At 60.9% G+C, this 22,038-nt stretch carries 16 protein-coding genes; 7 read left to right on the top strand and 9 right to left on the bottom strand.

Annotated features, from left to right (window positions below; translation table 11 throughout):
• Positions 1-53 precede the first annotated feature (53 nt).
• Positions 54-1,313, top strand: coding sequence for a D-mannose isomerase (locus tag A0U93_RS13310; RefSeq protein ID WP_077807755.1), 1,260 nt, complete (start codon positions 54-56; stop codon positions 1,311-1,313).
• Between the two features lie 106 nt (positions 1,314-1,419).
• Here the strand turns inward: A0U93_RS13310 and A0U93_RS13305 are convergent, their stop codons facing one another.
• From A0U93_RS13305 to panB, 4 genes are all read right to left on the bottom strand, one after another.
• Positions 1,420-2,151 (bottom strand): hypothetical protein, encoded by a 732-nt coding sequence (locus tag A0U93_RS13305; RefSeq protein WP_077807754.1) that lies wholly within the window; start codon positions 2,149-2,151, stop codon positions 1,420-1,422.
• A 22-nt stretch (positions 2,152-2,173) separates the two neighbouring features.
• Positions 2,174-3,754 carry a bifunctional phosphoribosylaminoimidazolecarboxamide formyltransferase/IMP cyclohydrolase gene (gene purH, locus A0U93_RS13300; protein ID WP_077807753.1) on the bottom strand — a complete coding sequence of 527 codons (1,581 nt, stop codon included), beginning with the start codon at positions 3,752-3,754 and terminating at the stop codon, positions 2,174-2,176.
• A gap of 517 nt (positions 3,755-4,271) precedes the next feature.
• A complete protein-coding gene (locus tag A0U93_RS13290) occupies positions 4,272-4,808 on the bottom strand; it encodes a metal-dependent hydrolase (protein WP_077807751.1) in 537 nt (178 codons plus the stop codon).
• 102 nt (positions 4,809-4,910) lie between these two features.
• Complete coding sequence (gene panB / locus A0U93_RS13285) at positions 4,911-5,729, bottom strand: 3-methyl-2-oxobutanoate hydroxymethyltransferase (RefSeq protein WP_077807750.1); 819 nt, start codon at positions 5,727-5,729, stop codon at positions 4,911-4,913.
• 636 nt (positions 5,730-6,365) lie between these two features.
• Here panB and A0U93_RS16275 point away from each other — a divergent pair.
• Positions 6,366-7,043: a VgrG-related protein gene (locus A0U93_RS16275; protein ID WP_147150654.1), complete on the top strand. Its 678-nt coding sequence runs from the start codon at positions 6,366-6,368 to the stop codon at positions 7,041-7,043.
• A complete protein-coding gene (locus A0U93_RS17140) occupies positions 7,040-7,435 on the top strand; it encodes a lysozyme inhibitor LprI family protein (protein WP_077807747.1) in 396 nt (131 codons plus the stop codon). The genes A0U93_RS16275 and A0U93_RS17140 overlap by 4 nt, the downstream gene beginning before the upstream one ends.
• A gap of 337 nt (positions 7,436-7,772) precedes the next feature.
• Here A0U93_RS17140 and A0U93_RS13265 read toward each other — a convergent pair whose 3' ends face one another.
• The 5 genes from A0U93_RS13265 to edd form a co-directional block, all read right to left on the bottom strand.
• Positions 7,773-9,215: an efflux transporter outer membrane subunit gene (locus tag A0U93_RS13265; protein ID WP_077807746.1), complete on the bottom strand. Its 1,443-nt coding sequence runs from the start codon at positions 9,213-9,215 to the stop codon at positions 7,773-7,775.
• The gene (locus A0U93_RS13260; RefSeq protein WP_077807745.1) at positions 9,212-10,312 is read right to left on the bottom strand and encodes an HlyD family secretion protein; all 1,101 of its coding nucleotides are present in this window, start codon (positions 10,310-10,312) and stop codon (positions 9,212-9,214) included. The genes A0U93_RS13265 and A0U93_RS13260 overlap by 4 nt, the downstream gene beginning before the upstream one ends.
• Before the next feature lie 39 nt (positions 10,313-10,351).
• Complete coding sequence (locus tag A0U93_RS13255) at positions 10,352-11,905, bottom strand: MFS transporter (protein WP_169852769.1); 1,554 nt, start codon at positions 11,903-11,905, stop codon at positions 10,352-10,354.
• A 102-nt stretch (positions 11,906-12,007) separates the two neighbouring features.
• The gene (eda, locus tag A0U93_RS13250) at positions 12,008-12,631 is read right to left on the bottom strand and encodes a bifunctional 4-hydroxy-2-oxoglutarate aldolase/2-dehydro-3-deoxy-phosphogluconate aldolase (protein WP_077807744.1); all 624 of its coding nucleotides are present in this window, start codon (positions 12,629-12,631) and stop codon (positions 12,008-12,010) included.
• 2 nt (positions 12,632-12,633) lie between these two features.
• On the bottom strand, positions 12,634-14,490 hold the full coding sequence (gene edd / locus A0U93_RS13245) for a phosphogluconate dehydratase (protein ID WP_077807743.1): 1,857 nt from the start codon (positions 14,488-14,490) through the stop codon (positions 12,634-12,636).
• 411 nt (positions 14,491-14,901) lie between these two features.
• On the opposite strand from edd, the gene A0U93_RS13240 reads away from it, so the two are divergent.
• The 4 genes from A0U93_RS13240 (at position 14,902) to A0U93_RS13225 (ending at position 22,038) form a co-directional block, all read left to right on the top strand.
• Complete coding sequence (locus A0U93_RS13240; RefSeq protein ID WP_077807742.1) at positions 14,902-17,847, top strand: TonB-dependent receptor domain-containing protein; 2,946 nt, start codon at positions 14,902-14,904, stop codon at positions 17,845-17,847.
• 212 nt (positions 17,848-18,059) lie between these two features.
• Positions 18,060-19,712, top strand: coding sequence for an FGGY-family carbohydrate kinase (locus tag A0U93_RS13235; protein ID WP_077807741.1), 1,653 nt, complete (start codon positions 18,060-18,062; stop codon positions 19,710-19,712).
• 82 nt (positions 19,713-19,794) lie between these two features.
• Positions 19,795-21,120: an ABC transporter substrate-binding protein gene (locus A0U93_RS13230; protein ID WP_077807740.1), complete on the top strand. Its 1,326-nt coding sequence runs from the start codon at positions 19,795-19,797 to the stop codon at positions 21,118-21,120.
• A gap of 21 nt (positions 21,121-21,141) precedes the next feature.
• On the top strand, positions 21,142-22,038 hold the full coding sequence (locus A0U93_RS13225) for a carbohydrate ABC transporter permease (protein WP_371862823.1): 897 nt from the start codon (positions 21,142-21,144) through the stop codon (positions 22,036-22,038).

Below are 22,038 nucleotides of genomic sequence, written 5' to 3'. Positions count from 1 at the left end.
CGGTCATGCGTGAAGTTCTGCATTCCCCATGCAGAACTTCCCACGGACCGCCCATGACCGATCTCCTGTCCCCCTTCCTGCTACCCGAAACCAGCTGGCTGCGTCATTCCGCACACCGTAGCTGGCTGGAAGCACAGGGCCGCCGCCTGCTCGACTTCTCCAAGGCAGCGAAAATGCCGGACGGCTTCGGCCCGCTGGATGACGAGGGCCGTCTCTCCCCCGATGCCACGCCGGACAGCACGATCACCGCGCGCATGGTGCATGCCTACGCCCTCGCTGCGTTGCAAGGCGTACCGGGCGCGCGCCCGATGGTCGAGCATGGTGTCCAGGCCCTTCTCGGTCCGCTGCGCGATACCGAGCATGGCGGCTGGACCGCGGGACCGTCCGACCCGAGAGGACGCAAGCAGGCCTACCTTCAGGCATTCGTGGCGCTGGCCGCCTCATCCGCCGTCCTTATCGGGGCGAAGGATGCTCGGGAGCTTCTGAAGGAGGCAATCGCCATCACCAACGATCATTTCTGGTCGGAGGAGGAAGGCGTCATGCGGGAGAGCTTCGCCTTCGACTGGTCGGACGAAGAGAATTATCGCGGCGCCAACAGCAACATGCACTCGACCGAGATGTGCCTCGCCCTGGCCGACGTGACACGCGACCGCACGTGGCTGAATCGCGCCCTGCGCATCGTCACGCGTTTCGTACATGAAAATGCCGGTTCGCACGGCTTCACCATGCCCGAACATTTCGACCGTCACTGGAACCTGCTGCGCGATTACCATCGCGATCAACCGACCCACGCCCTGCGCCCCTTCGGCATGACGCCCGGCCATTTCGTCGAGTGGTCGCATCTCACCCTGAAGGTCGAAGCCGCCCTCCTGCGCGCCACCGGAGAAGCGCCGGGCTGGTTATTGCCGGACGCGCAGGCCCTGTTCGAGACCGGCATCGAGACCGGCTGGGCCGCCGACGGCAAGCCCGGCATGCTCTACACCATCGATTGGGAGCGGCGTCCCGTCGTCGACAGGCGCGCCCATTGGGTGCAGGCGGAAGCCGCGACGGCCGCCATCAACCTGCTCAAGCGCACAGGGCATGGCCGTTACGAGAAGTGGTATCGGACGATCTGGGACTATATCGACAACACGCTGATCGACCGCGAAGGCGGCAGCTGGTTCAACGAAGTCGGCCCTGACGGCACGCCAAGCGAGGAAATCTATGCGGGCAAGGCCGACCTCTACCACGCCTATCAGTCGACGATCGCCCCCGTGCTCCCGCTTTCTCCGAGCCTCGGCACCGCCGTGCTGGAAACTGGCGCGCCATTCTGAACCATTGTCAGGCCGCACTCACAACCAGATTATGGCGAGAGAACATGGATAAAGCGGCGGTCAGGTGCCGATTGGCTGGCGGCGAACTGGAAAACGTGCGGCACGGTCACTCCGTGCCGCCGCTCGCACCACCGCCGGATATCTCATCGTAAGCGGGCGAACCCGGTGCCGCACCGCGCGGCACAAGCGGCTCATCCGTCACCCGCACTGCCTGCGCACGGCTCGGCCCCATGATATTGGCCCGCACCAGCTTGCCATAGGCCGTGCGGTAGCCACCGCCATCCACATAGATCGTCTTGCCCAGCGCCAGATCGGCCGATCGCGCACCGGCTGCCGGCACGCGAATGACGGTCCCATCGGCAAGCAGCGCCCCGTTCACCGCGCCATCGCCATCATGCAGCAGGCGCTGCACCACGCCCTCGGCACTGACCGGCGGCGCTGCCGTCACCATTTCCGGCATGGGCTCAGCGCAGAGCGCCGGAGAACCTGCCAGGGCGAAAGCGCGGATCAGATGCTCGGAGGGCGACCACAGACCACGCACATTCAGCATGACGCCGACGCGTAGCGACGGATCCTGCGCCGCCAGCCCGGGCGGCAGAACCACCTCCGCGCCATTCTGCAGAAGCGCACCGGCAATGTCGCCATTCGTGCCGGGCAGAAGGCGCGCCACCTTTCCGCCCATCGTCGGCAGCGCGCTGATATCGAACACACAGCCCGGTGCCGTCACGGCAACATTCGCGGCCGCCGGCGCGGCATTGGCCGCACTTGCCAAGAGACCCGTTGCCAGCCCCGCAAGCAACGTCTTGCCGAAGAGCTGTCGCCTCAAGCGCTGTCGCATCGTCCCGTCTCCCTTTTTTCCTTTAATGGCGGAAATGACGCATGCCGGTAAAGACCATGGCAATCCCCGCACGATCCGCCGCATCGATCACTTCCTGATCGCGGATCGATCCGCCCGGCTGAATGACGGCGACGGCGCCCGCCGCAATCACGCTCTCCAGTCCGTCGGCGAACGGGAAGAACGCATCGGATGCCGCGACCGACCCCTGCGTCAACGCCGTGCCCTCACCTGCCGCCTGCGCAGCGTCTTCGCTCTTGCGTGCGGCGATACGCGCGGAATCGACCCGCGACATCTGACCCGCGCCGATGCCGACGGTCGCGCCGTTTCTGGCATAGATCACGGCATTGGACTTCACATGCTTCGCCACCCGGAAGGCAAACAGCAGGTCGCGCATCTCGGCTTCGGTCGGCGCACGCTTCGTCACGACTTTCAGTTCCGGTTCCGTCACCCGGCCGGCATCGCGACTTTGCGCCAGGAATCCCCCGGCCACCGACTTGAACGACAAGCCTGGAGCCGCCGCATCCGGCACGCCGCCAGTCAGAAGCAGGCGCAGATTCTTCTTCCTGGCCAGAACCGCCTGCGCCGCCTCATCGGCGTCCGGCGCGACGATCACCTCCGTGAAGATCGCGGCAATCCGTTCGGCTGTTGCCGCGTCCAGCGTCCGGTTCAGCGCGACGATCCCACCGAAAGCAGAGACCGGATCGCACCGTAGCGCCTGCGCCCATGCCGCTTCCAGATCGTCGGCCACGGCCACACCGCAAGGATTGGCATGCTTGACGATCACCACCGCCGGACGATCGAATTCCGCAACAGCCTCGAACGCGGCATCCGTATCGTTCAGGTTATTATAGCTCAGCGCCTTGCCCTGAACCTGACGCGCGGTGGCGATGCCCGGACGCTGGTCGCCATTGACGTAGAAAGCCGCCTGCTGATGCGGATTTTCGCCGTAACGCAGCAATTCGCGGCGCTGGCCGCTCAACGTCAGCGCCGGCGGAAACGCCTCGCCCGCCTGTTGCGCAAACCACGTCGCGATCATGGAATCATAGGCGGCCGTATGCGCATAAGCCGCCGCGGCCCAGGCGCGTCGTGCCGACAGCGTCGTGCCGCCCGCATTCAGCGCCGCAACCAGATCGTCATATTGCCCCGGGTCGGTCAGGATCGCCACATGGTCGTGATTCTTGGCGGCCGCTCGCACCATCGCCGGCCCACCGATGTCGATGTTCTCGACACAGTCGTCCCATCCTGCACCGGATGCCACTGTCGCGGCGAAAGGATAGAGATTGACGCAGACAAGATCGATCGGCGCAATCGCGTGCCGTTCCATCTGCGCCACGTGCTCCGGCAGGTCGCGACGGCCCAGGATACCGCCATGGACCTGCGGCACGAGGGTTTTTACCCGACCGTCGAGAATTTCCGGAAAACCCGTATGGTCGGACACATCCGTCACCGGCAGTCCGGCCTCGCGCAAGGCCCGCGCCGAGCCGCCGGTCGAGAGCAACTGCGCCCCATGGGTGACAAGCGCCTGCCCAAGTGCGATCAGGCCGCTCTTGTCGGAAACCGAGAGAAGTGCCCGGCGGATCGGCAGGCGGTCAGCGGAAGACATTGCGAAGCTCCAGTGGATGACGTGCGATGTCCACGGGTCTTATGCCGCCCGCCTTCCCGAGGCAATGACCGATACGGTTTAGAATTGGTAAGCTGCACCCCGTCGCAACGCCAAACCGTTGCGTCAGCTGCTGAACATATCGCCCGTCATCGTTGTCCCGAAGCAGTCCGGGAATCCGCTCGTCGCATGCGCAGCCCAGAGAAATAATGATGTGCATTCAAGACTTCCGCCCAACCGGCGCGGCTACGCAGCACAAGCCGCTCCGCCAGCGCATAATCCGCATGGATCGCAGCCCCGGCTAACGCCGACGTCGATGTTTCGCCAGTCCGGTTCAGGAGATCGGCATCATGACCCGTCACCGACAAGCCAATGTCCCGATTGACCGCCACCCCCGGGAATTCGAATGCATGGGGGAGACCTGGCTTCAATCGGACATAGACCCGTGTCCTGTTACGCGCGCATGACCCAGGCTGCCGCGCGTAACGCATGCCATGCTCATGCGTGTCAAACGAGCATGCTAGAAACTCAGTCCACACTGAATATGAATCCCTGAACCTTGCCGGATCGGAACGTTATGCCCGCTCCACCACGCCAGACCAAACAGACCTGTCAGCGTGCAAAGCAAAAGCAGAAATTCGCCGATTCCGCCGGTCCGGGCATACGGCCATAGCGAAATACGGGATTTGCTGACCGGGTAAAGCAACGGCACGCCGCCTGTCGGCATGTCCGCGACGATATGACTGGCATAGCCCAAACATAGCGCGCCCCATCCACCGTGCAATCTTGCCGCACCGCCGAAATAAACCAGACAGACGACAGCAAGCCCCAGCAGCAGCCCGGAATGCGTCGCACCGCGATGCCCGAACATGCGCCCGATCGGCCGTGCCACCCATTTGCAGCGATGCCCCAACGTAGAGCGCTCTGTATCGATGTCGGGCAGAAGACTACCGAAAACACCACCGATCAGCACAAAGGGACTCACCGCCAGCCACCCTTCGGCACAGGCGGCAACCACACTGGCGATGCCGATCAGCACATGCGAGCGGCCCGTCATACGACGTCGCACCTAAGGCTTTGTAAAATCGATATGTTCACCTTTTGTCTTTTAACGGCTCATTCATGATGTGACGAGTCCAAAAGCGCAAAAAAAGAACAGCTATTTTTTCGGCAGATAAGTTTCCTGATCCGCCGGAAAAGACCGCGCGCCGACGGCCTCGGCATATTGCCGAACCGCTTCCCTCGCCGCATCGCCAAGCGCACCAAACCGCCGCACGAATTTCGGTGCGCGATCCGTCAGGCCCAGCATATCCTCCAGCACCAGTATCTGCCCGTCGCATCGGGCCGATGCACCAATGCCGATGGTGGGAATGGCAATATTCTCCGTAATCCGCGCGGCCAGCGGTTCGACAATTCCCTCCAGCACCACGGCGAACGCCCCCGCCTCGGCAACGGCCACCGCGTCCGCCTCGATCGCCGACCACGCCGCCCGATCGCGACCCTGCGTCTTGAAGCCGCCCAACGTCATCACCGATTGCGGCGTCAGACCAATATGCGCCATCACCGGAACACCACGCTGCGTCAGGAACGCAATGGTTTCGCGCATCGCAACCCCGCCTTCCAGCTTCACCGCCGTACAACCCGTCTCCCGCAAAACCCGCGATGCACTACGGAACGCCTGCTCCGGATTTTCCTCATAACTGCCGAAAGGCAGATCGACGACAACCAGCGCCTGTCGCGCCGAACGCATGACGCTGCGACCATGCAAGATCATCAGGTCCAGCGTCGCTTCCAGCGTGGACGCCATACCATGCTCGACCATCGCCAGACTGTCGCCAACCAGAATGATATCGGCATACGGATCGACCAACCCTGCCATCAACGCATTGTAAGCGGTCAACGCCACGATCGGCTGTAGCCCCTTGCGACGCATGATTTGCGGGACGGTCACGGATTGCGATTGGTTCTGTGCGCTCATAAACGCCCGTCCTGCCCAATCGTCCGGCGTTGCGCCAGCTTTTTCTATGCCGCTGCGTCTATAAGGACGTTCGCGGGAATCCTACACCCATGACGTGGGCCGTTTCGCCGAAAAAGCAAGCACTTACCTTCTTGAGCCGAAATCGAAACAAAATTTATCTCATTTCGTACTCTGGCCCGCGATACTGAAAAAACAAACTGGATTTTGCAGACGTGCCGACTTGTCCACGGACGTGACGGGTTCTCTTTCAAAAAATAGTCTTGAACGACGATCGCCCTGGCTCCATTTTAAGCGCCTTGGGAAGGTAATCGCTGACTGAACCAAAGAGGGACAAAGTGAATTATCGAGTTCGACCGGGCGACACACTTACGGCGATCTCAAGACATGTGCATGTAAGTGCGCGTATCATCGCAAAAATGAACCATATCCTACAGCCAAACCGCATTGCTGCCGGACAATTGCTACGGATACCACATCTAGTACCAAAACTTCACGGGCATCACCATGCTCTCAATTCTCAGACGAACACTGACATATCGAAAACGTTGTCGACCGATTACCTGAACGCCGGTGGCACCAAGCTTGGTGACCTGTCGATGCGATATGAGACAGGCTATTCACCCGGTCAGGAGAACCTTGGCCGCCGCCCGAGTTTCCTCAGGAATTGGTGACCGGGGCGGTGTTTCGTATGGAGCATACCAGCTCAATAGTAAAAGCGGAGACAAGGTTCGAGACTTTCTCCGCACAGAAGGCGCGCCATGGCAGCCACAATTTGCGGGCCTGGATGAGACGGTTTCCGGTGGACCATTCGAAAAGAAATGGAAAGAGATCGCGACGGCAACACCGCAAAGTTTTTTCAATGCGCAGCACGCTTATATTAGAAGAACAAATTATGGACAAACAATCGCCCGCGTCGAAACTGACACTGGAATTAATCTTGATACGTTTTCGATCGCCGTCAGGAATGTTGTCTGGTCGGTCTCCGTGCAACACGGAGGTGCATTCATCATTCTTGAGCGAGCCCTTCACGATTTGAATAGACAGGACTTGCGCAATCTTTCGTTCATGGCTCAACCTGCACGGAAAATATCGGAAAATCCCTTCGTGACTTACAGTGCAGAAGAGAAATTCGATGCTTTCATTTTCGAGATGGCTTACAAAATTTTCGAGCGGGACCTGATCATGGCGATATATAGAGAACGGAAGTCCTATTTGCACACCGATACCAAAATGTCTGCGCGCAGCATTACCGATAACGAAAACCGTTATGTAAAAGAGCTTCCAGATGCCCTTGCAGAGTTGGACACACGATGAAGAGAGTTCTTTTCCTCCTACTAGCCGCTTTAGAAGCAACACCCGGAATGGCGTCCGACTTCGATACATGCCTTAAAGCCGCCGATTCTATTGATCCTAGAATTATGGATTGTCAGGATAAGGAGCTTATACGCCAAAACGCCGCTCTCAACGCCAGTTATTCAAAACTTCTAACTCAACTCCGAACCATACCCCTTGCGGAATCAAAACTGCGCGACTCAGAACGCGCCTGGATCAAATTTCGCGACGCAAACTGCGACCTTATTCCTGCGGTCTTCGGGGATGGAAGCGCCGATCGTATAAATTATAATGATTGCGTTATCGATATAACATCCGCAAGAGTTATCGAACTGAACAAATGGAACTCGTCGAGGACTGTTGAGGGTAGGTAATGTAATTTATTTTATTCTATGCGCTATAGATTGCGATTCTGCATCATTCCAAAAATATGCCGATTAAAGAATTTTAATACTTCATTTATCGACAACAAATTTTTACATAAATCACAATCCATTATTCGACAATCTGGGAAAATTAGGCGATCAGTCGTTGAGTGACCATATCGAATGGTTCCGCTTTCCTGCTTCGTCGACCCGGCTATCGCTACCTCGCAACACACAGTTGATGCCGATGGTTCATAGGTCGCAGAAGCCTTGCAAGCAGTCGATATACCGAACCCGACCTCAAAACCGCAGAAATCCTATCGAATTATCCCCGCCAGATATCCCCCTACCGCGCGGCGACCTCCGCATATTCCCACCCCCCGCCTAGCGCCCGGTAAAGCGCAACCAGCGTCGTCTCGATCTTCATCTGGTTGGCGGCCAGCGCGGACTGACTGGACAGCAATGCCGCCTGTGTCGCCACGACATTCAGGTAGTCACTGGCCCCTTCCCGATAGCGCTGCGTGGCGGCCGAGAAAGCGGCGCGGTTCTGCCCAAAAGCCTCGACGGTCTCCTGCCGTGCGCGCCTTGCCTGGGCATAGGCCGTCATCGCATCGTCCACTTCCCGCCATGCCCCCAGGACGGCATTGCGATAGGCCAGCACGGCCTCCTTCTGCTGGGCCTGACGCAGGCGCAACGTGTAGATAAGCCGTCCACCCTGGAATACCGGCACCTGCAATGTCGGCCCCGCCGCGAACTGGCGGGCTGGCAGGGCGAAGAAATCCGCCGCCGAAAGCGATTCCGTGCCCATATTGCCGGTTAGCGTGATGTCCGGGTAGAACGCCGCCGTCGCCACCCCGATCTGCGCGGTCGCCGCGTGCAGACGGGCTTCCGCCGCCAGAATATCCGGCCGGCGCTTCGCCAGCGTGCTGGGAATACCGACGGGCACCTGCGGTGGCACCGGTGGCTGCGCGGCCGGTGTTGTTAACTCGGCCTCCAGCGCACGCGGCGGCTCCGCCAGCAGGAAACCGATTGCATTGATCAGTTCTGCCTCGCTGTTCTGCAAATCGGGCAGATTCGCGCGCAGCGTCGCCAGTTGCGCGCGCGCCTGCGCCAGATCGAGCGTCGTGGCCACGCCATTGCCAAACCGGCTTTGCACAAGATCGAGATTACGCTGCGCCAGACCGATATTGGTGTTGGTGATGCGTATCTGCTCCTGCACGCCACGAAGCTGCATATAGCTGGTCGCCAGATCGGCCAACGTCGCCAGAGCAAGCGCATGACGCGCTTCCATCGCCGCCAGCTGATTGGCATGCTCTGCCTCCACCGCGCGCCGCACCATGCCGAACAGGTCGAGGTCCCATCCCGCGCTAAGCGTATTGGCGAAGAAATCGAACTGGAAACTCGAACCGGGCGCCGGTTCGGCCAGCGAGAAAATACCGTGCGAACTCAGGTGCCGATAGGCGTAGGAACCTGACCAGCTCGCCTGCGGCAACCCGGCCGATGCCGCAACGTGCATCTGCGCCCGCGCCTGATCGATACGCTGCGTCGCGCTCTGCAACTGGATGTTCTGCTTCGCCAGCCGCCCGACGAGACTGTCGAGTTCCGGATCGCCGAAGCGATGCCACCATTGTGTATCGACCGCCGCGCCATAGGTCAGCCCGGCGGATGCGGGCTCACTGCCCCATGATGCCGGCGCGGTGACGCCCGGCGAATGAAAATCCGGCCCGACCGTGCACCCGGCTGTCGTCAGCGCCGCGCACACGGCAAGCCATCGTCGTATCGCCGTCATTTCGCGGTGATCTCGTCATGCGTGCGCGCCTGCTCGCCAACCACGTTCTCCAGCCCGGTATCGACCGTCGTTTCGACAGAGAAACCAAGCCGCAACAGTTTCGCCAGCGGTTGATGGGGCGCCAGCACGATCTTCACCGGCAGACGCTGCACGATCTTGGTGAAGTTGCCCGTCGCGTTCTCCGGTGCGATCGGCGCAAACGCCGCGCCGGATGCCGGCGGCACGCTGTCCACCATGCCATCGAGATCGATATTGTAGGCATCGACGTGAATGGTCGCATGCTGTCCCGGCCGCATATGCCGCAGCGCCATCTCGCGATAATTGGCCATGATCCAGATCTGCTGCATCGGCACCAGCGCCATCAACGCCGCACCGGGCGAGACGTAATTGCCAACCTGCACGCTCCGCTCACCCACCATGCCGTCCTCGAGCGCGCGGATCCTCGTGTAGGACAGGTTGAGTTCCGCCTGATGCACCCGCGCCTCGTCGATGCCGATCGTGGCAAGGGCCGCCTTGTGCTGCGCAACCAGAATGGGCGTCTGCGCCTGAGCGGCGGCAATCCGCGCCCGCACGGCCTGCAGGTTGGCCTCCATCTCCCGCAACGTCGCATCGGATTGCTGGTGCTCCTGCGTCGATCCCGCGCCGGTCTGCGCCAGGTTGGTGTATCGCCGCGCATTCTGCCGGGCATAGGTCAGTTGCGCATCGATCTGCGCCGCCTGCGCGACATTCTCATCGATGATCGAGGGCTGCCGCGTCACCGCTGCCTGCGCATCGAGCGCCAGCGCCCGGTCATGATCGAGCGTGGCACGCGCCTGATCGAGGGATGTCTGATAATCGCGCGGATCGAGCGTCGCCAGAACCTGCCCGGCCTTGACCGGCTGGTTGTCGTCCACATTTACCGAAACGATCTGCCCGGATACGCGCGGCGCCACCACCGTATAATGCGCCGTCACATACGCGTCGTTGGTCCAGACATGCCGCGTCGGGACGAAGATGATCGCCAGCACAATGGCAATAAATCCGAGAATGATGACCGCCGCCACAAGGAACGGCCATTTCGGCGTCTTTTTCCGTTCATCCTGGCGTTCGTCAGACATCGTTCATTCTTTCGGCTTTTTGCAGCGAGCGCATGACGCTCATTTTTTCACAAAAACAATACGGGGCGGGTAGGTACGTTGCGGCAGGGTGAGCACCAGCACCATCAGGAACACGACGATGCCGCAAATCACGAAGAACGTATCGCTGATCGTCAGCACCGCCGTCTGTTTGACCACCTGTGCCCGAAACGCCTCAAGACTTCCCGGCGCCCGCGGCATTCCGTTCGGCAGGAGTGGTGCCTGATGCTGGAAAGCCGGATTCTCACCCTGGAAAATTCGATAGCGGTCGCGCCCGATCTGGTCGGTGATGCGGTCCGAATGCAGGCTGCCGCGCCAGCGATGCATCAGCTGCAACAGCCATATGCCCACCGCCTCCGCAACCGCGCGCGGCGTATTGACCAACGCGGAGGCAAACGGCCCCTCGGCAGGGATCAACGCATTGGTGGACATCATCAGGAGCGGCATGACGATCATGGCCTCGCCAAGCCCCTGGAACGTCTGCCAGAGATAGAATTCGTTCCGGTTCCAGACCGAGGTCACGAACGTGTTGCCGATGCATGCCGTCAGGATGAACGCCATGCCCAGCAAACTCACGATGCGACTGTCCACCCATTCCTTGTTGAGCAGGACCGCCATCAACGGCAGCATGACCAGTTGCATGCACGCCACCTGCAACGTGATGAGATACACCTGCTCCGGCCGATACCCGGCAACGACCTGAAGAAATTCCGCCGGGATGGAAGACGAGGACAGCGAGACGATGATGAACACCAGCAACGTTGTCGCGCCATAAGCGAAATTGCGGCGCCCCAGCAGCTGAAACCTGAAAAGCGGCAACGGATGAAACCACTCGTTCAGAACGAACAGCGGCAGGCAGGCGAGACTGATCAGCCCCATCACGCAGATCGCCGGACTGTTGAACCAGTCGAAGCGATCGCCCTGTTGCAACATGGTGGACAGCGCGCCCATGCCGAACAGCACCAGAAAAAACCCGCGCCAGTCGAACAGCCGGAACCGCTCGTATTTCGGCGCCTCCCTGGGCATGCCATACCAGAGCAGCAGCAGCGCCAGCGTGCAGAGCGGGATCGACTGCCAGAAGACGAAGCGCCAGTCGAGCAGATCCGTCCATAAACCAGCGAAGGACGTGCTCAGATTGGGAAAGAAAGTCGCCGTCAACGCATAGGCCGCGAGACCGTAAAGGCGGATCGGCGGCGGCAGCACCCGCAGCGCCGTGGTCATCAGCAACGGCACCGCAAACCCGCCGGAAAGGCCCTGGAACAGGCGCAATCCGTAGAGCAGCGTCAGATTGTCGGTCAGTGGAATGAGGGAGGAGGCGATCATCGCTAGAACCGGCACGACCAGCGAGAAGCGGCGCAACGTGAAGGTCACCGCCAGCCAGGGCGACAGGGACATGCCGACGACTTCCGCCGACACGTAGAGACTGCTGAACCACGTCCCGGGATCGTGACTCATGCCCAGACCGCCGGAAATATCCGGCATGCTCTGTTCGGAAACCTGGTCGTTCAGCTCCGTCGCCATCGCCAGCGTGATGACACCAGCCAGTCCAACGAGCGGTTTCTTCTTCTCATCCACCGTTGGTCAGGGCGCATACGAACGATTTCATGGCAGGATTATGGACTTATCCCGTTCATATTGACAACCACCCGATCTATAAAAGGAATTATAGCATCTCCGTCAGGAACCCAACGTTGCGGCGACCGTTGCGCGGCGCTCGATCGCACCAGCATCGAATGCACCGCTCGTCAGCCACGAACCACCGACGCAGGCCACGGCCGGATGTGCCAGCCATTCCGGCGCGGTCTCCTCCGTAATGCCACCCGTCGGGCAGAACCTCACCTGCCCGAAAACGGCGGCCAGCGCCTTCAACGCCGGCAGACCGCCATTCACCGTCGCCGGAAAGAATTTGAACCGCGTCAGGCCCAGATCCAGTCCACGCATGATATCGCCTGCATTCGCAATGCCCGGCAGCAACGGCACATCATGCCGGACCGCCGCCTGCGCCACCCCTTCCGTCAGTCCGGGGCTGACGATGAAACGCGCGCCCGCCTCGACACTGCGGGCAAGATCGTCCGCGTTCAACACGGTGCCGGCACCCACCAGCGCACCCTCGACCTTCGACATCTCGCGGATGACATCCAATGCGCAGGGCGTACGCAGCGTGACTTCCAGCGTCGTCAGCCCGCCGGCCACGAGCGCTTCCGCCATCGGACGCGCCAGGGCGGCATCGTTCACCACCAGCACCGGAATGACCGGACAGCGCGTCATGACGGCATCGACGCGCGTCGTATCCTGAAACATCGTTATCTCCCTTCGTCGATCGAATCACCGATCGTGTCCACAATCCCGTCCATTGCCGCCAGCATGGCCGAACCGCCGGCTTCCGCACTGTCCGAACGCGTGCGCATCAACGCAAACAATTCGCGCCCCGTGCCAAGTCCCGGCGGCGGCGGCGGAACGGGCACGCGGGCATCCCACTCGGCCGACGGCACGAGCGCCTCGATACGCCCGGTTGCCGCACAGACAAGCACGCGATCGCCATCGCGCAATCTTGCCAACGGGCCACCCGACTGCGCCTCCGGTCCGATATGAATGGCCGCCGGCACCTTTCCGCTGGCCCCGGACATGCGCCCATCCGTCATAAGCGCCACGCGATATCCGCGATCCTGCAACACCGCCAATGTCGGCGTCAGACGATGGAGTTCCGGCATGCCGTTGGCATCCGGCCCCTGAAACCGCACGACGACCACGACATCCCGGTCAAGTTCGCCACGTTTGAAGGCATCGATGACGCCCTGCTGCGTATCGAAAATCGCCGCCGGCGCTTCGATGGTCTGGCGCGAAGCCTCCACGGCGCTCGTCTTGTAGATCCCGCGCCCCAGATTGCCGCTCACCAGACGCATGCCGCCATCCGGCAGAAACGGCTCCCGCGCATCGCGCAGGACGGCCCGGTCTTCGGACGGACCCGCCGCACGATAGACCAGCACATCGTCCTGCATCTCCGCGCGCCGGGCATAATCCCGCATTCCCCCCGCCGAAACTGTGACGATATCCTCATGCAGAAGCCCGGCATCGCAAAGCGATCCGATCAGGGTCGGCATTCCACCGGCATCGTTGAAGGCGTTCACATCCGCCGAGCCATTCGGATAGGCACGCGTCATCAACGGCACCGCGCGTGACAAGGCATCCAGATCGGCCCAGTCGATGACGATCCCCGCGGCACGCGCGATGGCCGGCAGATGAATGGCGTGATTGGTGGACCCGCCGGTCGCCAGCAGACCGACCGCGGCATTCACGATCGCCTTTTCGTCCACCAGTTCCGACAACGGGCGATGCCCGTCCCCCGGCCGGCTGATCTCCACCAGCCGATGCACGCCCGCCCGCGTGAGCGCCTGGCGCAGGTGTGTGCTGGGGTTGCTGAAGGCGGAATCGGGCATCATCAGCCCCATGATCTCCACCATCATCTGGTTCGTGTTGGCCGTGCCGTAGAAGGTGCATGTGCCCGGTCCATGATAGGACGCGGCCTCCGCCTCCATCAACGCCGACTGATCGACCTTGCCTTCCGCATAAAGCTGCCGGACGCGCTGCTTTTCCTTGTTCGGCAACCCGGAGGTCATCGGCCCGGCCGGGATCAGCATCGTGGGCAAATGGCCAAAGCGTAACGCGCCGATCAGCAATCCCGGCACGATCTTGTCGCAAATACCCAGCAACGCCACGCCTTCGAACATGCCATGGCTCAATCCGACAGCCGTGGACATGGCGATCACATCGCGCGAGAACAGGGAAAGCTCCATGCCCTCCTGCCCTTGCGTCACGCCGTCGCACATCGCCGGAACGCCACCCGCAACCTGCGCCGTCGCACCCATTTCGCGCGCATACAGCTTCATCTGGTCCGGATAACGACCATAGGGCTGATGCGCCGAGAGCATATCGTTATAGCTGGTGACAATACCAAGATTAACGCTGCGTCCCTGCATGAGACGCGCCTTGTCCTCACCCGCCGCCGCCAGCCCATGCGCCAGATTACCGCAGGCCAGCCGCGGCCGCATGATTCCCTGGGCACGGTTGCGCGCCATCAGCGCAAGATATCGCCGACGCGACACACGCGAACGCTCGATGATGCGGTCCGTCACGGCGGAAACGGCAGGATGTAAGGCCATGTGATCTCACTCAGGATACGTCCGATCCCGCCTGTGTCGAGCAACTGCAAACCGCTCGACGCAATGCCGGGCCCGTTTCTTGGCACACACGGGTCCGTGAACGCGGGGCCGTCGTCTTAAGGTGCCGTCAGGAAAAACGCAAGCACCATACCGAAACAAAATTGCGAATATGTGTTGGTATTAGAACTTTAATTTCTCCACCCCCCTGCTCAGCCATGGAAGGTGCAACCTCAAGATACTTTTTCGACATTCTTTGTTATTATCATTGTTATTGCGCAACAGTGTGGAGCCGAACTGCAACGCAAGCGCCGTGACATTACATTGCGCAGTTGCAACATCGTGAACTCGCCTTCAGTAATCGGAACATTCCGGAACCGAAATCCGACAACGAACCGACCGCGAAAGTGATCGATGGTTAACCTCTGCAAAAACAAGCGTCGCGCCGCTGCCCTGTTTGGCGCAACGATCTTGGCCTCGGTGCCTTTTGCAACCCTTCAGGCTGCATACGCCCAGAGCACCCCAGCCTCCGGAAAACACAGCAAGAAACCACACAGACAGGCCGCCAGGAAAGCGGCGCCGGTAGCCACCTCTTCCGCACCCGCAAACACCGCTACCGGTACGCTGTCGCATCCGATGCAGGCGCGGGATCTGCGCCCCTACGTCGCACCGGCCAGCCAGTCCGAGGCGGTCAATTCCAACGCCGAAAACATTGTGGTTACAGGTTCGGCGCTCAGCACGTCCAACAATACCAGCGCCAATCCGGTCCAGATCGTTACATCGAAGCAGATCCAACAGACCGGCGCCGCGACACTGAGCGATTTCTTCCAGCGGTTGCCGTCGGTCGGATCGTCGGGAACCTACAACACACAAACGAACGGTACGGACGGCGCAGCCTGTCTTGACCTGCGTAACCTGGGTCAGAAGCGTGTTCTCGTACTGATCGACGGCAAGCGGACCACCGTCAACGGTGATTCCAATTGCGTCGACATGAACTCGCTGCCGATCCAGCAAGTCGCCAGCATCGAAATCCTCAAGGACGGCGGTTCCGAGCTCTACGGCGCGGATGCCGTTTCCGGCGTCGTAAACATCAAGCTCAAGCACAACCTGAACGATGCCAACATCACGCTCCGCGGCGGTATCACAGGACATGGCGACAACCGAACCGGCATCATTTCAGGCTATAAAGGCTGGAATTTCGATCATGGTCGCGGCAATCTGACGCTGTTCGGCTCCTACATGACGCAAGGCGGCGTGCAGCAGGCAGACCGCTCCTGGTCACGCAACAATATCCAGCTCAACAATCCGGCGAGCGGCACGACGCCTAGTTTCGGTTCAGGAACGTCCCCCTTCGGCACCTTTTACGGCGCCGAAAACACCTATGTCGGCAACAGTTATAATGGCGGCGTAAAGCCGTTCACGTCCGCCGACCGGTACAATTACGGCGCCGACCAGTCGCTTGTGAATGCGTTGCAGGATTCGAACCTTTCCGGTGACGCGCATTACGACGTCAACGATCATCTGTCGCTCTATTCGAGCGTGCTCTATTCTCACAAGACATCCATGTCGATGATGGCGCCCGAGCCGGCAACGGGCAGCGTGCCGCCGTCGAATCTGCCGAGCTCGATCCTGATTCCCGAAAACTATCCGGGCAATACGACGGGCGAAGAGCTTCAGATGTATCGCCGGATGAACGAATATGGCAATCGCGAGAACCAGTCGGCCATCGATACCGTGACCGGCAAGTTCGGCGCACAGGGCGATATCTATGCCGGCTGGAAATACGATCTGTCGTATACCTACGGCGTCAGCATGGAGACGACCCAATTCGCCAACGTCGGCCTGCTTGCGCCGCTCCTACAGGAATATGGTCTGTCTTCGGTCAATCCCGGCGATTCAGGTACCGACCTCTATTACAACCCTAATGCCTGCGCGGGCTCTGCCGGCTGCGTTCCGTCGAGTGTTTTCGGCAAGCTTTCGCCGGACGCCGTCAAGTATGCCAACTACAACACGATCGACCACAGCCAGTATCAGCTCCGCGATCTGAACCTGCGCATCAACAACAACCATGTCGTGCATATGCCATGGTCCAATGGCGGCGATCTCGGCATCGCGCTCGGCATGGAACATCGTGGCGAACAGCTGACGCATAATCCGGACCCGCAAACGGTCGCAGGCAATACGCTCGGCAACACAGTCACCCCGACATCCGGCGGCTTCAATGTCACGGAAGGCTATATCGAAGGCAAGCTGACCCTGCTCAAGGATGCGCCGCTCGCCCATGACCTGACAATCGACGGACAGGGTCGTTATTCGTCCTACAACACCTTCGGTTCGGCCTATAACTGGAAGGGCTCGATCGACTGGGCGCCGACGCGCGACATCCGCTTCCGCGGCACGATCGGCACGTCATTGCGTCAGCCAAACGTCTACGAGCTCTACGGCGGCACGACGCTGAGCTACAACACGGCGCTTGATCCGTGCGCGGGCGCGACGTCGCCTGTGATCGTCGCCAACTGCCAGAAGGCCGGCGTGCACAGCCCCGGCACCTTCACGCAGGCCGGTGGCGGACAGATCCAGACGCTGGAAGGCGGCAATCCCAAGCTCAAGCCGGAAGTCGGCCGCACCTATACATTCGGCACGGTCATCACGCCGCGCTGGATTCCGGGCCTGTCGACGTCCGCCGAGTTCTGGCATTACACGATTACCGGAACGATCGGGTCGCTCACCACACAGTATATCCTCGATAACTGTTACAACGGTCAGCAAACCAACCTCTGTGGCGTTGTGGACCGTCTTTCCAACGGCCAGATCAACAGTGTCGGCGCGATCGATGAAAACCTCGGTGTCTATCATGAAAGCGGCGTCGACTGGGATTTCACCTATCGCTTCCATGTCACGCCCCGTGACATCTTCACCGTGGATAACAATTTCCAGTACCTGGTAAACCAGAGCCAGCAGAACGTGCCCGGTGGTCAGTATTACAACTACACAGGCGCCCTGTTCTATCAGAACGGCTCTGCCCAACCGCGCGTTCGCGACTATGCCACGCTGAGCTGGCAGCATGGCCCGTTCGGCATCAGCTACATGATGCAATATATCGGCGGCGCACACTGGAACGACAGCTCGGTGTTTCTGGACCCGACGCAATATGGCCGCGTCAAGACGCCGGGCATGGTTCAGCAGGACATCACGCTGACCTACAACTATAAGAAATGGGCTTTCGAAGGCGGCGTTCAGAACATCGCCGGGAAAAATCCGCCTTTCGTTGCAGACGGCACGGAAAACACATCTTCCGGGCAGTACGGCAACTTCTACTACGGTCGCTATATCTTCCTTCAGGCCGGCCTGAACTTCTAAAACCCGCCGAACGCGTCAGTCATTCTGAAAACCCGCCTTCCTCGGAAGGCGGGTTTTTTCATATCGAACGCGCGTGACACCGCCTGCCACACGAGACAAACACCTCATATCACTGTGATCTCGCACGCCGCTATCACACGTAACGGTGACTTGCCCAAAACCGGCGATATGCCGTTTATGACCTTGTTGTAATCCGAGGTTCATAGACCACCATGGATGTTGTTATTGGTATCGATGTCGGAACGGGAAGCGCCAGAGCAGGCGTATTCACGCTCGACGGTGAAAAGCGGGCCTCCGCCGTCACGCCGATCCGCACGTGGCGGCCGGTGCCTGATTATGCACAACAATCCTCGGCGGATATCTGGCAAGCGGTATGTCGCAGCGTGCGCGACGCTATGGCGCAGAGCGGCGAGGTCAATGTGCGCGGCATCGGGTTCGATGCCACATGCTCTCTGGTGGTGATCGGCCCGGACGATCTCGGCCTGTCGGTCGATCCTGACAATGCGCCTGAACAGGACATCATCCTCTGGGCCGACCATCGCGCCATCAAGGAAGCCGCCGAGATCAACGCCGGACGGCATGACGTTTTGCGTTACGTCGGCGGTACGATCTCGCCGGAGATGGAAACACCGAAACTCCTTTGGCTGAAACGCCACCGGCCCGAAACCTTCGCAAACGCGCAGTATTTTTTCGACCTGCCGGATTTCCTGACATGGCGTGCGACAGGCTCCGATTCACGTTCCTGCTGCTCGACAGCCTGCAAATGGACTTACCTTGCGCATGAGGAACGTTGGGACGACGCCTATTTCGAATCGATCGGCCTCGGTGAATTGCCGAACGAGGGATTCCGGCGCATCGGGCGCGATGTGCGCCCGCTGGGCCAGAGCGTCGGCAACGGCCTGAATGCCCGGGCGGCCGAGGAACTCGGGCTGGCCGTCGGCATTCCCGTCGGCGTGTCGGCGATCGACGCCCATGCGGGCGGAATCGGCCTGCTCGGGGCCTCCAGCACGGGTGCGGACGATGCCGTGCTCAACCGTTCGCTGGCCCTGATCTGTGGAACCTCCAGCTGCCATATGGCGGTTTCGGAAGACCCCCGCTTCGTCAAAGGCGTCTGGGGACCGTATTCCCAGGCAATGATCCCGGGCATGTGGCTGAACGAGGCGGGACAGTCCGCTGTCGGTTCGCTGGTGGATTTCGTCATCGAGACCCACGCCCAGGGACCGGCTCTGGCCCAGCAGGCGGAGCGCGAGAAGACCAGCGTCTACGCCCTGCTGAACGACCGGCTCGAGCGGTTGGAAAGCGGCGCTGTTCCCGGCACGTTGACGGCCGATCTGCATGTGCTGCCGGATTTTCACGGCAATCGCTCGCCTCATGCGGATCCCAGTCTTCGCGGCGCGATCGACGGACTGCCGATGTCCGCCACGATCGACGATCTCGCGCGGCTTTACCTCGCGACGATCCAGGGTCTGGCCTACGGCACGCGCGATATCATCGATGCACTGAACGCCGAAGGGTACCGCATCGACACGATCTTCGCGACGGGCGGCTGGACCAAGAATGCCGTCTTCCTGCGCGAACACGCCAATGCCACCGGCTGCCGTATCCTGCTGCCGCGCGAGCCCGACGCCGTGCTGCTCGGGGCCGCGATCCTCGGTGCCGTGGCCGGCGCTGCCTTTGCGGACCTCCGCACCGCCATGGCCGCCATGAGCCATGAAGGCAAGGAGGTTCGGCCGGATGCCCATACGCGCGCCTATCACGGTGCGAAGCTGGACATCGCGCGCGACATGCATCTCAACCAGTTGCGCTACCGACGGCGCATGGACGCATCGGGGCTGCATAAGACCGGACCGCCCATCGTGGCATGATCCGGTTCTGATTTCGCTTTTCGTTAATGACAACGGCCCGCGTCATCCCCTTTCGGGCCCTCTGGACAAGGTTTCCGTTTCGATGTCCCGTTTTACATCGTTCTGTCGGACCACTGCTCTCGCCGTTCTCGCAACGGGAACATGTCTGTCCGCTGCCCATGCCGACAGCACCCTGACCATCGCCACCGTCAATAATGGCGACATGATCATCATGCGCCAGCTCTCGGGTGAGTTCGAGAAGGCCCACCCCGGCATCCACCTCAACTGGGTGACGCTGGAGGAGAACGTGCTTCGGCAGCGTGTCACCACGGACATCGCCACCGGCGCCGGCCAGTTCGACATCATGACGATCGGCAACTACGAAGTGCCGATCTGGGCCAAGCAGAAATGGCTGGCCGAGGTTCAGCCCGCCGCGGACTACGATGTCAACGACATCCTGCCCGCCGTGCGCGCCGGGCTGACCGTGAACGACAGGATTTATGCCCTGCCGTTCTACGCCGAAAGCGTCATGACCTATTACCGCACGGACCTGTTCAAGAAAGCGGGCATCACCATGCCCGAGGCCCCGACCTACGAACAGATCCGCCAGTATGCCGACAAGATCACGGACAAGTCGAACCAGGTCTATGGCATGTGTCTGCGCGGCAAGCCGGGCTGGGGCGAGAATATGGCCTATGTCACGTCGCTGGTGAATACCTTCGGCGGGCAGTGGTTCGGCATGGGGTGGAAGCCGATGCTGGATAGCGCCGCGTGGAAATCCGCCATCAACTGGTATGTCTCGATCCTGAACGCCGATGGGCCTCCGGGCGCCACGTCCAACGGCTTCAACGAAAACCTCGCGCTGTTCGCCAGCGGCCATTGCGGCATGTGGATCGATTCCACCGTTGCCGGCGGCATGCTGTTCGATCCGAAGCAGTCGCAGGTCGCGAGCAAGGTCGGCTTCGCACCGGTGCCGAAGGGCAGTTTCGGCAAGGGACCGACGTGGCTCTGGAGCTGGAACCTCGCCATCCCGGCCAGTTCCAAGCACACGCAGGACGCACAGACCTTCATCACATGGGCAACGTCGAAGGAATACGTCCAGCTGGTTGCCAAACAAAAAGGCTGGGTCGCCGTGCCGGCCGGCACGCGCCAGTCAACCTATGACAATGCCGATTACAAGAAGGCGGCACCCTTCGCCAGCTTCGTGCTGAACGCCATCAATACGGCGGATCCGAATGGACAGACTGCCCAGCCCCGCCCCTATGGCGGCGCGCAGTTCGTCGGCATTCCGCAGTTCCAGGCCATCGGCACGCAGGTAGGCCAAACCATCGCGGCGGCGCTCTCCGGCCAGATGCAGGTCGATCAGGCCCTTGCCGCAGCACAAAGCTCGACGACGCGCACCATGCGCCAGTCCGGCTACACGCACTGAGGATCGCTCATGGAAGCCGTGATGAACGCGCCCCCCGCGGCGCACGCCACGCCGAAGAAAGCCAGAAGCGCGGGTTTCGCGCTTCTGGCCCCGGCGGTGACGATCCTTCTCGTATGGTCGATCGTACCCCTGGTGCTGACCCTGTGGTATTCGTTTCGCAACTACAATCTGGTCGATCCGACGCTTCACGGCTTCGCTGGCGTCAACAATTACTGGTATCTGCTGACCGACCCGGACTTCCTCCGTTCGCTGCTCAACACGGCGATCCTGGTTGGCGGCGTGCTGGTCGTCAGCGTGGGCGGCGGCACCTTGCTGGCCGTCCTCTACGATCAGGAATTCATCGGGCGCGGCATTGCGCGCGTGCTGGCCATTTCGCCGTTCTTCGTCATGCCGACGGTTTCCGCCCTTGTGTGGAAGAACCTGATGCTGCACCCGATCTACGGCGTTTATTCCTGGATGATGCGCGCCGTAGGCCTGACGCCGATCGACTGGCTGCAACGTTTCCCCATGGCGACTGTCATGATGATCGTCGCATGGGAATGGCTGCCTTTCGCCATCCTGATCCTGCTGACCGCCGTCCAGTCCCTGGACAGTGAACAGAAGGAAGCCGCCCGTATGGACGGCGCAGGCCCGATCGCGCGTTTCCGCTACATCATCCTGCCGCATCTCAGCCGCGCGATCACCGTCGTGGTGATGATCGAGACGATCTATCTCCTGACGATCTTCGCGGAAATCTCCGTCACGACGGCCGGCGGCCCTGGCGTTGCCTCCACCAATCTCGCCTTCCTCATCTATTCCCGCGCCCTGCTGCAGTTCGATGTGGGCGGCGCATCAGCCGGTGGCGTCATCGCCATCATCATCGCCAATATCGTCGCCGCTTTCCTCGTCCGGGCCGTCGCCCGCAATCTGGAGGTCTGA

The organism is Neoasaia chiangmaiensis, assembly GCF_002005465.1.
GTDB classification, from domain to species: Bacteria; Pseudomonadota; Alphaproteobacteria; order Acetobacterales; family Acetobacteraceae; genus Neoasaia; species Neoasaia chiangmaiensis.
This window is presented reverse-complemented; position numbering and strand designations above follow the sequence as displayed.

What these genes read in the sequence shown, in the direction of transcription:
- A0U93_RS13310 (WP_077807755.1), top strand. Translation starts at nt 54, where the DNA reads ATGACCGATCTCCTGTCCCCCTTCCTGCTACCCGAAACCAGCTGGCTG.
- A0U93_RS13305 (WP_077807754.1), bottom strand. Translation starts at nt 2,151, where the DNA reads ATGCGACAGCGCTTGAGGCGACAGCTCTTCGGCAAGACGTTGCTTGCG.
- purH (WP_077807753.1), bottom strand. Translation starts at nt 3,754, where the DNA reads ATGTCTTCCGCTGACCGCCTGCCGATCCGCCGGGCACTTCTCTCGGTT.
- A0U93_RS13290 (WP_077807751.1), bottom strand. Translation starts at nt 4,808, where the DNA reads ATGACGGGCCGCTCGCATGTGCTGATCGGCATCGCCAGTGTGGTTGCC.
- panB (WP_077807750.1), bottom strand. Translation starts at nt 5,729, where the DNA reads ATGAGCGCACAGAACCAATCGCAATCCGTGACCGTCCCGCAAATCATG.
- A0U93_RS17140 (WP_077807747.1), top strand. Translation starts at nt 7,040, where the DNA reads ATGAAGAGAGTTCTTTTCCTCCTACTAGCCGCTTTAGAAGCAACACCC.
- A0U93_RS13265 (WP_077807746.1), bottom strand. Translation starts at nt 9,215, where the DNA reads ATGACGGCGATACGACGATGGCTTGCCGTGTGCGCGGCGCTGACGACA.
- A0U93_RS13260 (WP_077807745.1), bottom strand. Translation starts at nt 10,312, where the DNA reads ATGTCTGACGAACGCCAGGATGAACGGAAAAAGACGCCGAAATGGCCG.
- eda (WP_077807744.1), bottom strand. Translation starts at nt 12,631, where the DNA reads ATGTTTCAGGATACGACGCGCGTCGATGCCGTCATGACGCGCTGTCCG.
- edd (WP_077807743.1), bottom strand. Translation starts at nt 14,490, where the DNA reads ATGGCCTTACATCCTGCCGTTTCCGCCGTGACGGACCGCATCATCGAG.
- A0U93_RS13240 (WP_077807742.1), top strand. Translation starts at nt 14,902, where the DNA reads ATGGTTAACCTCTGCAAAAACAAGCGTCGCGCCGCTGCCCTGTTTGGC.
- A0U93_RS13235 (WP_077807741.1), top strand. Translation starts at nt 18,060, where the DNA reads ATGGATGTTGTTATTGGTATCGATGTCGGAACGGGAAGCGCCAGAGCA.
- A0U93_RS13230 (WP_077807740.1), top strand. Translation starts at nt 19,795, where the DNA reads ATGTCCCGTTTTACATCGTTCTGTCGGACCACTGCTCTCGCCGTTCTC.
- A0U93_RS13225 (WP_371862823.1), top strand. Translation starts at nt 21,142, where the DNA reads ATGAACGCGCCCCCCGCGGCGCACGCCACGCCGAAGAAAGCCAGAAGC.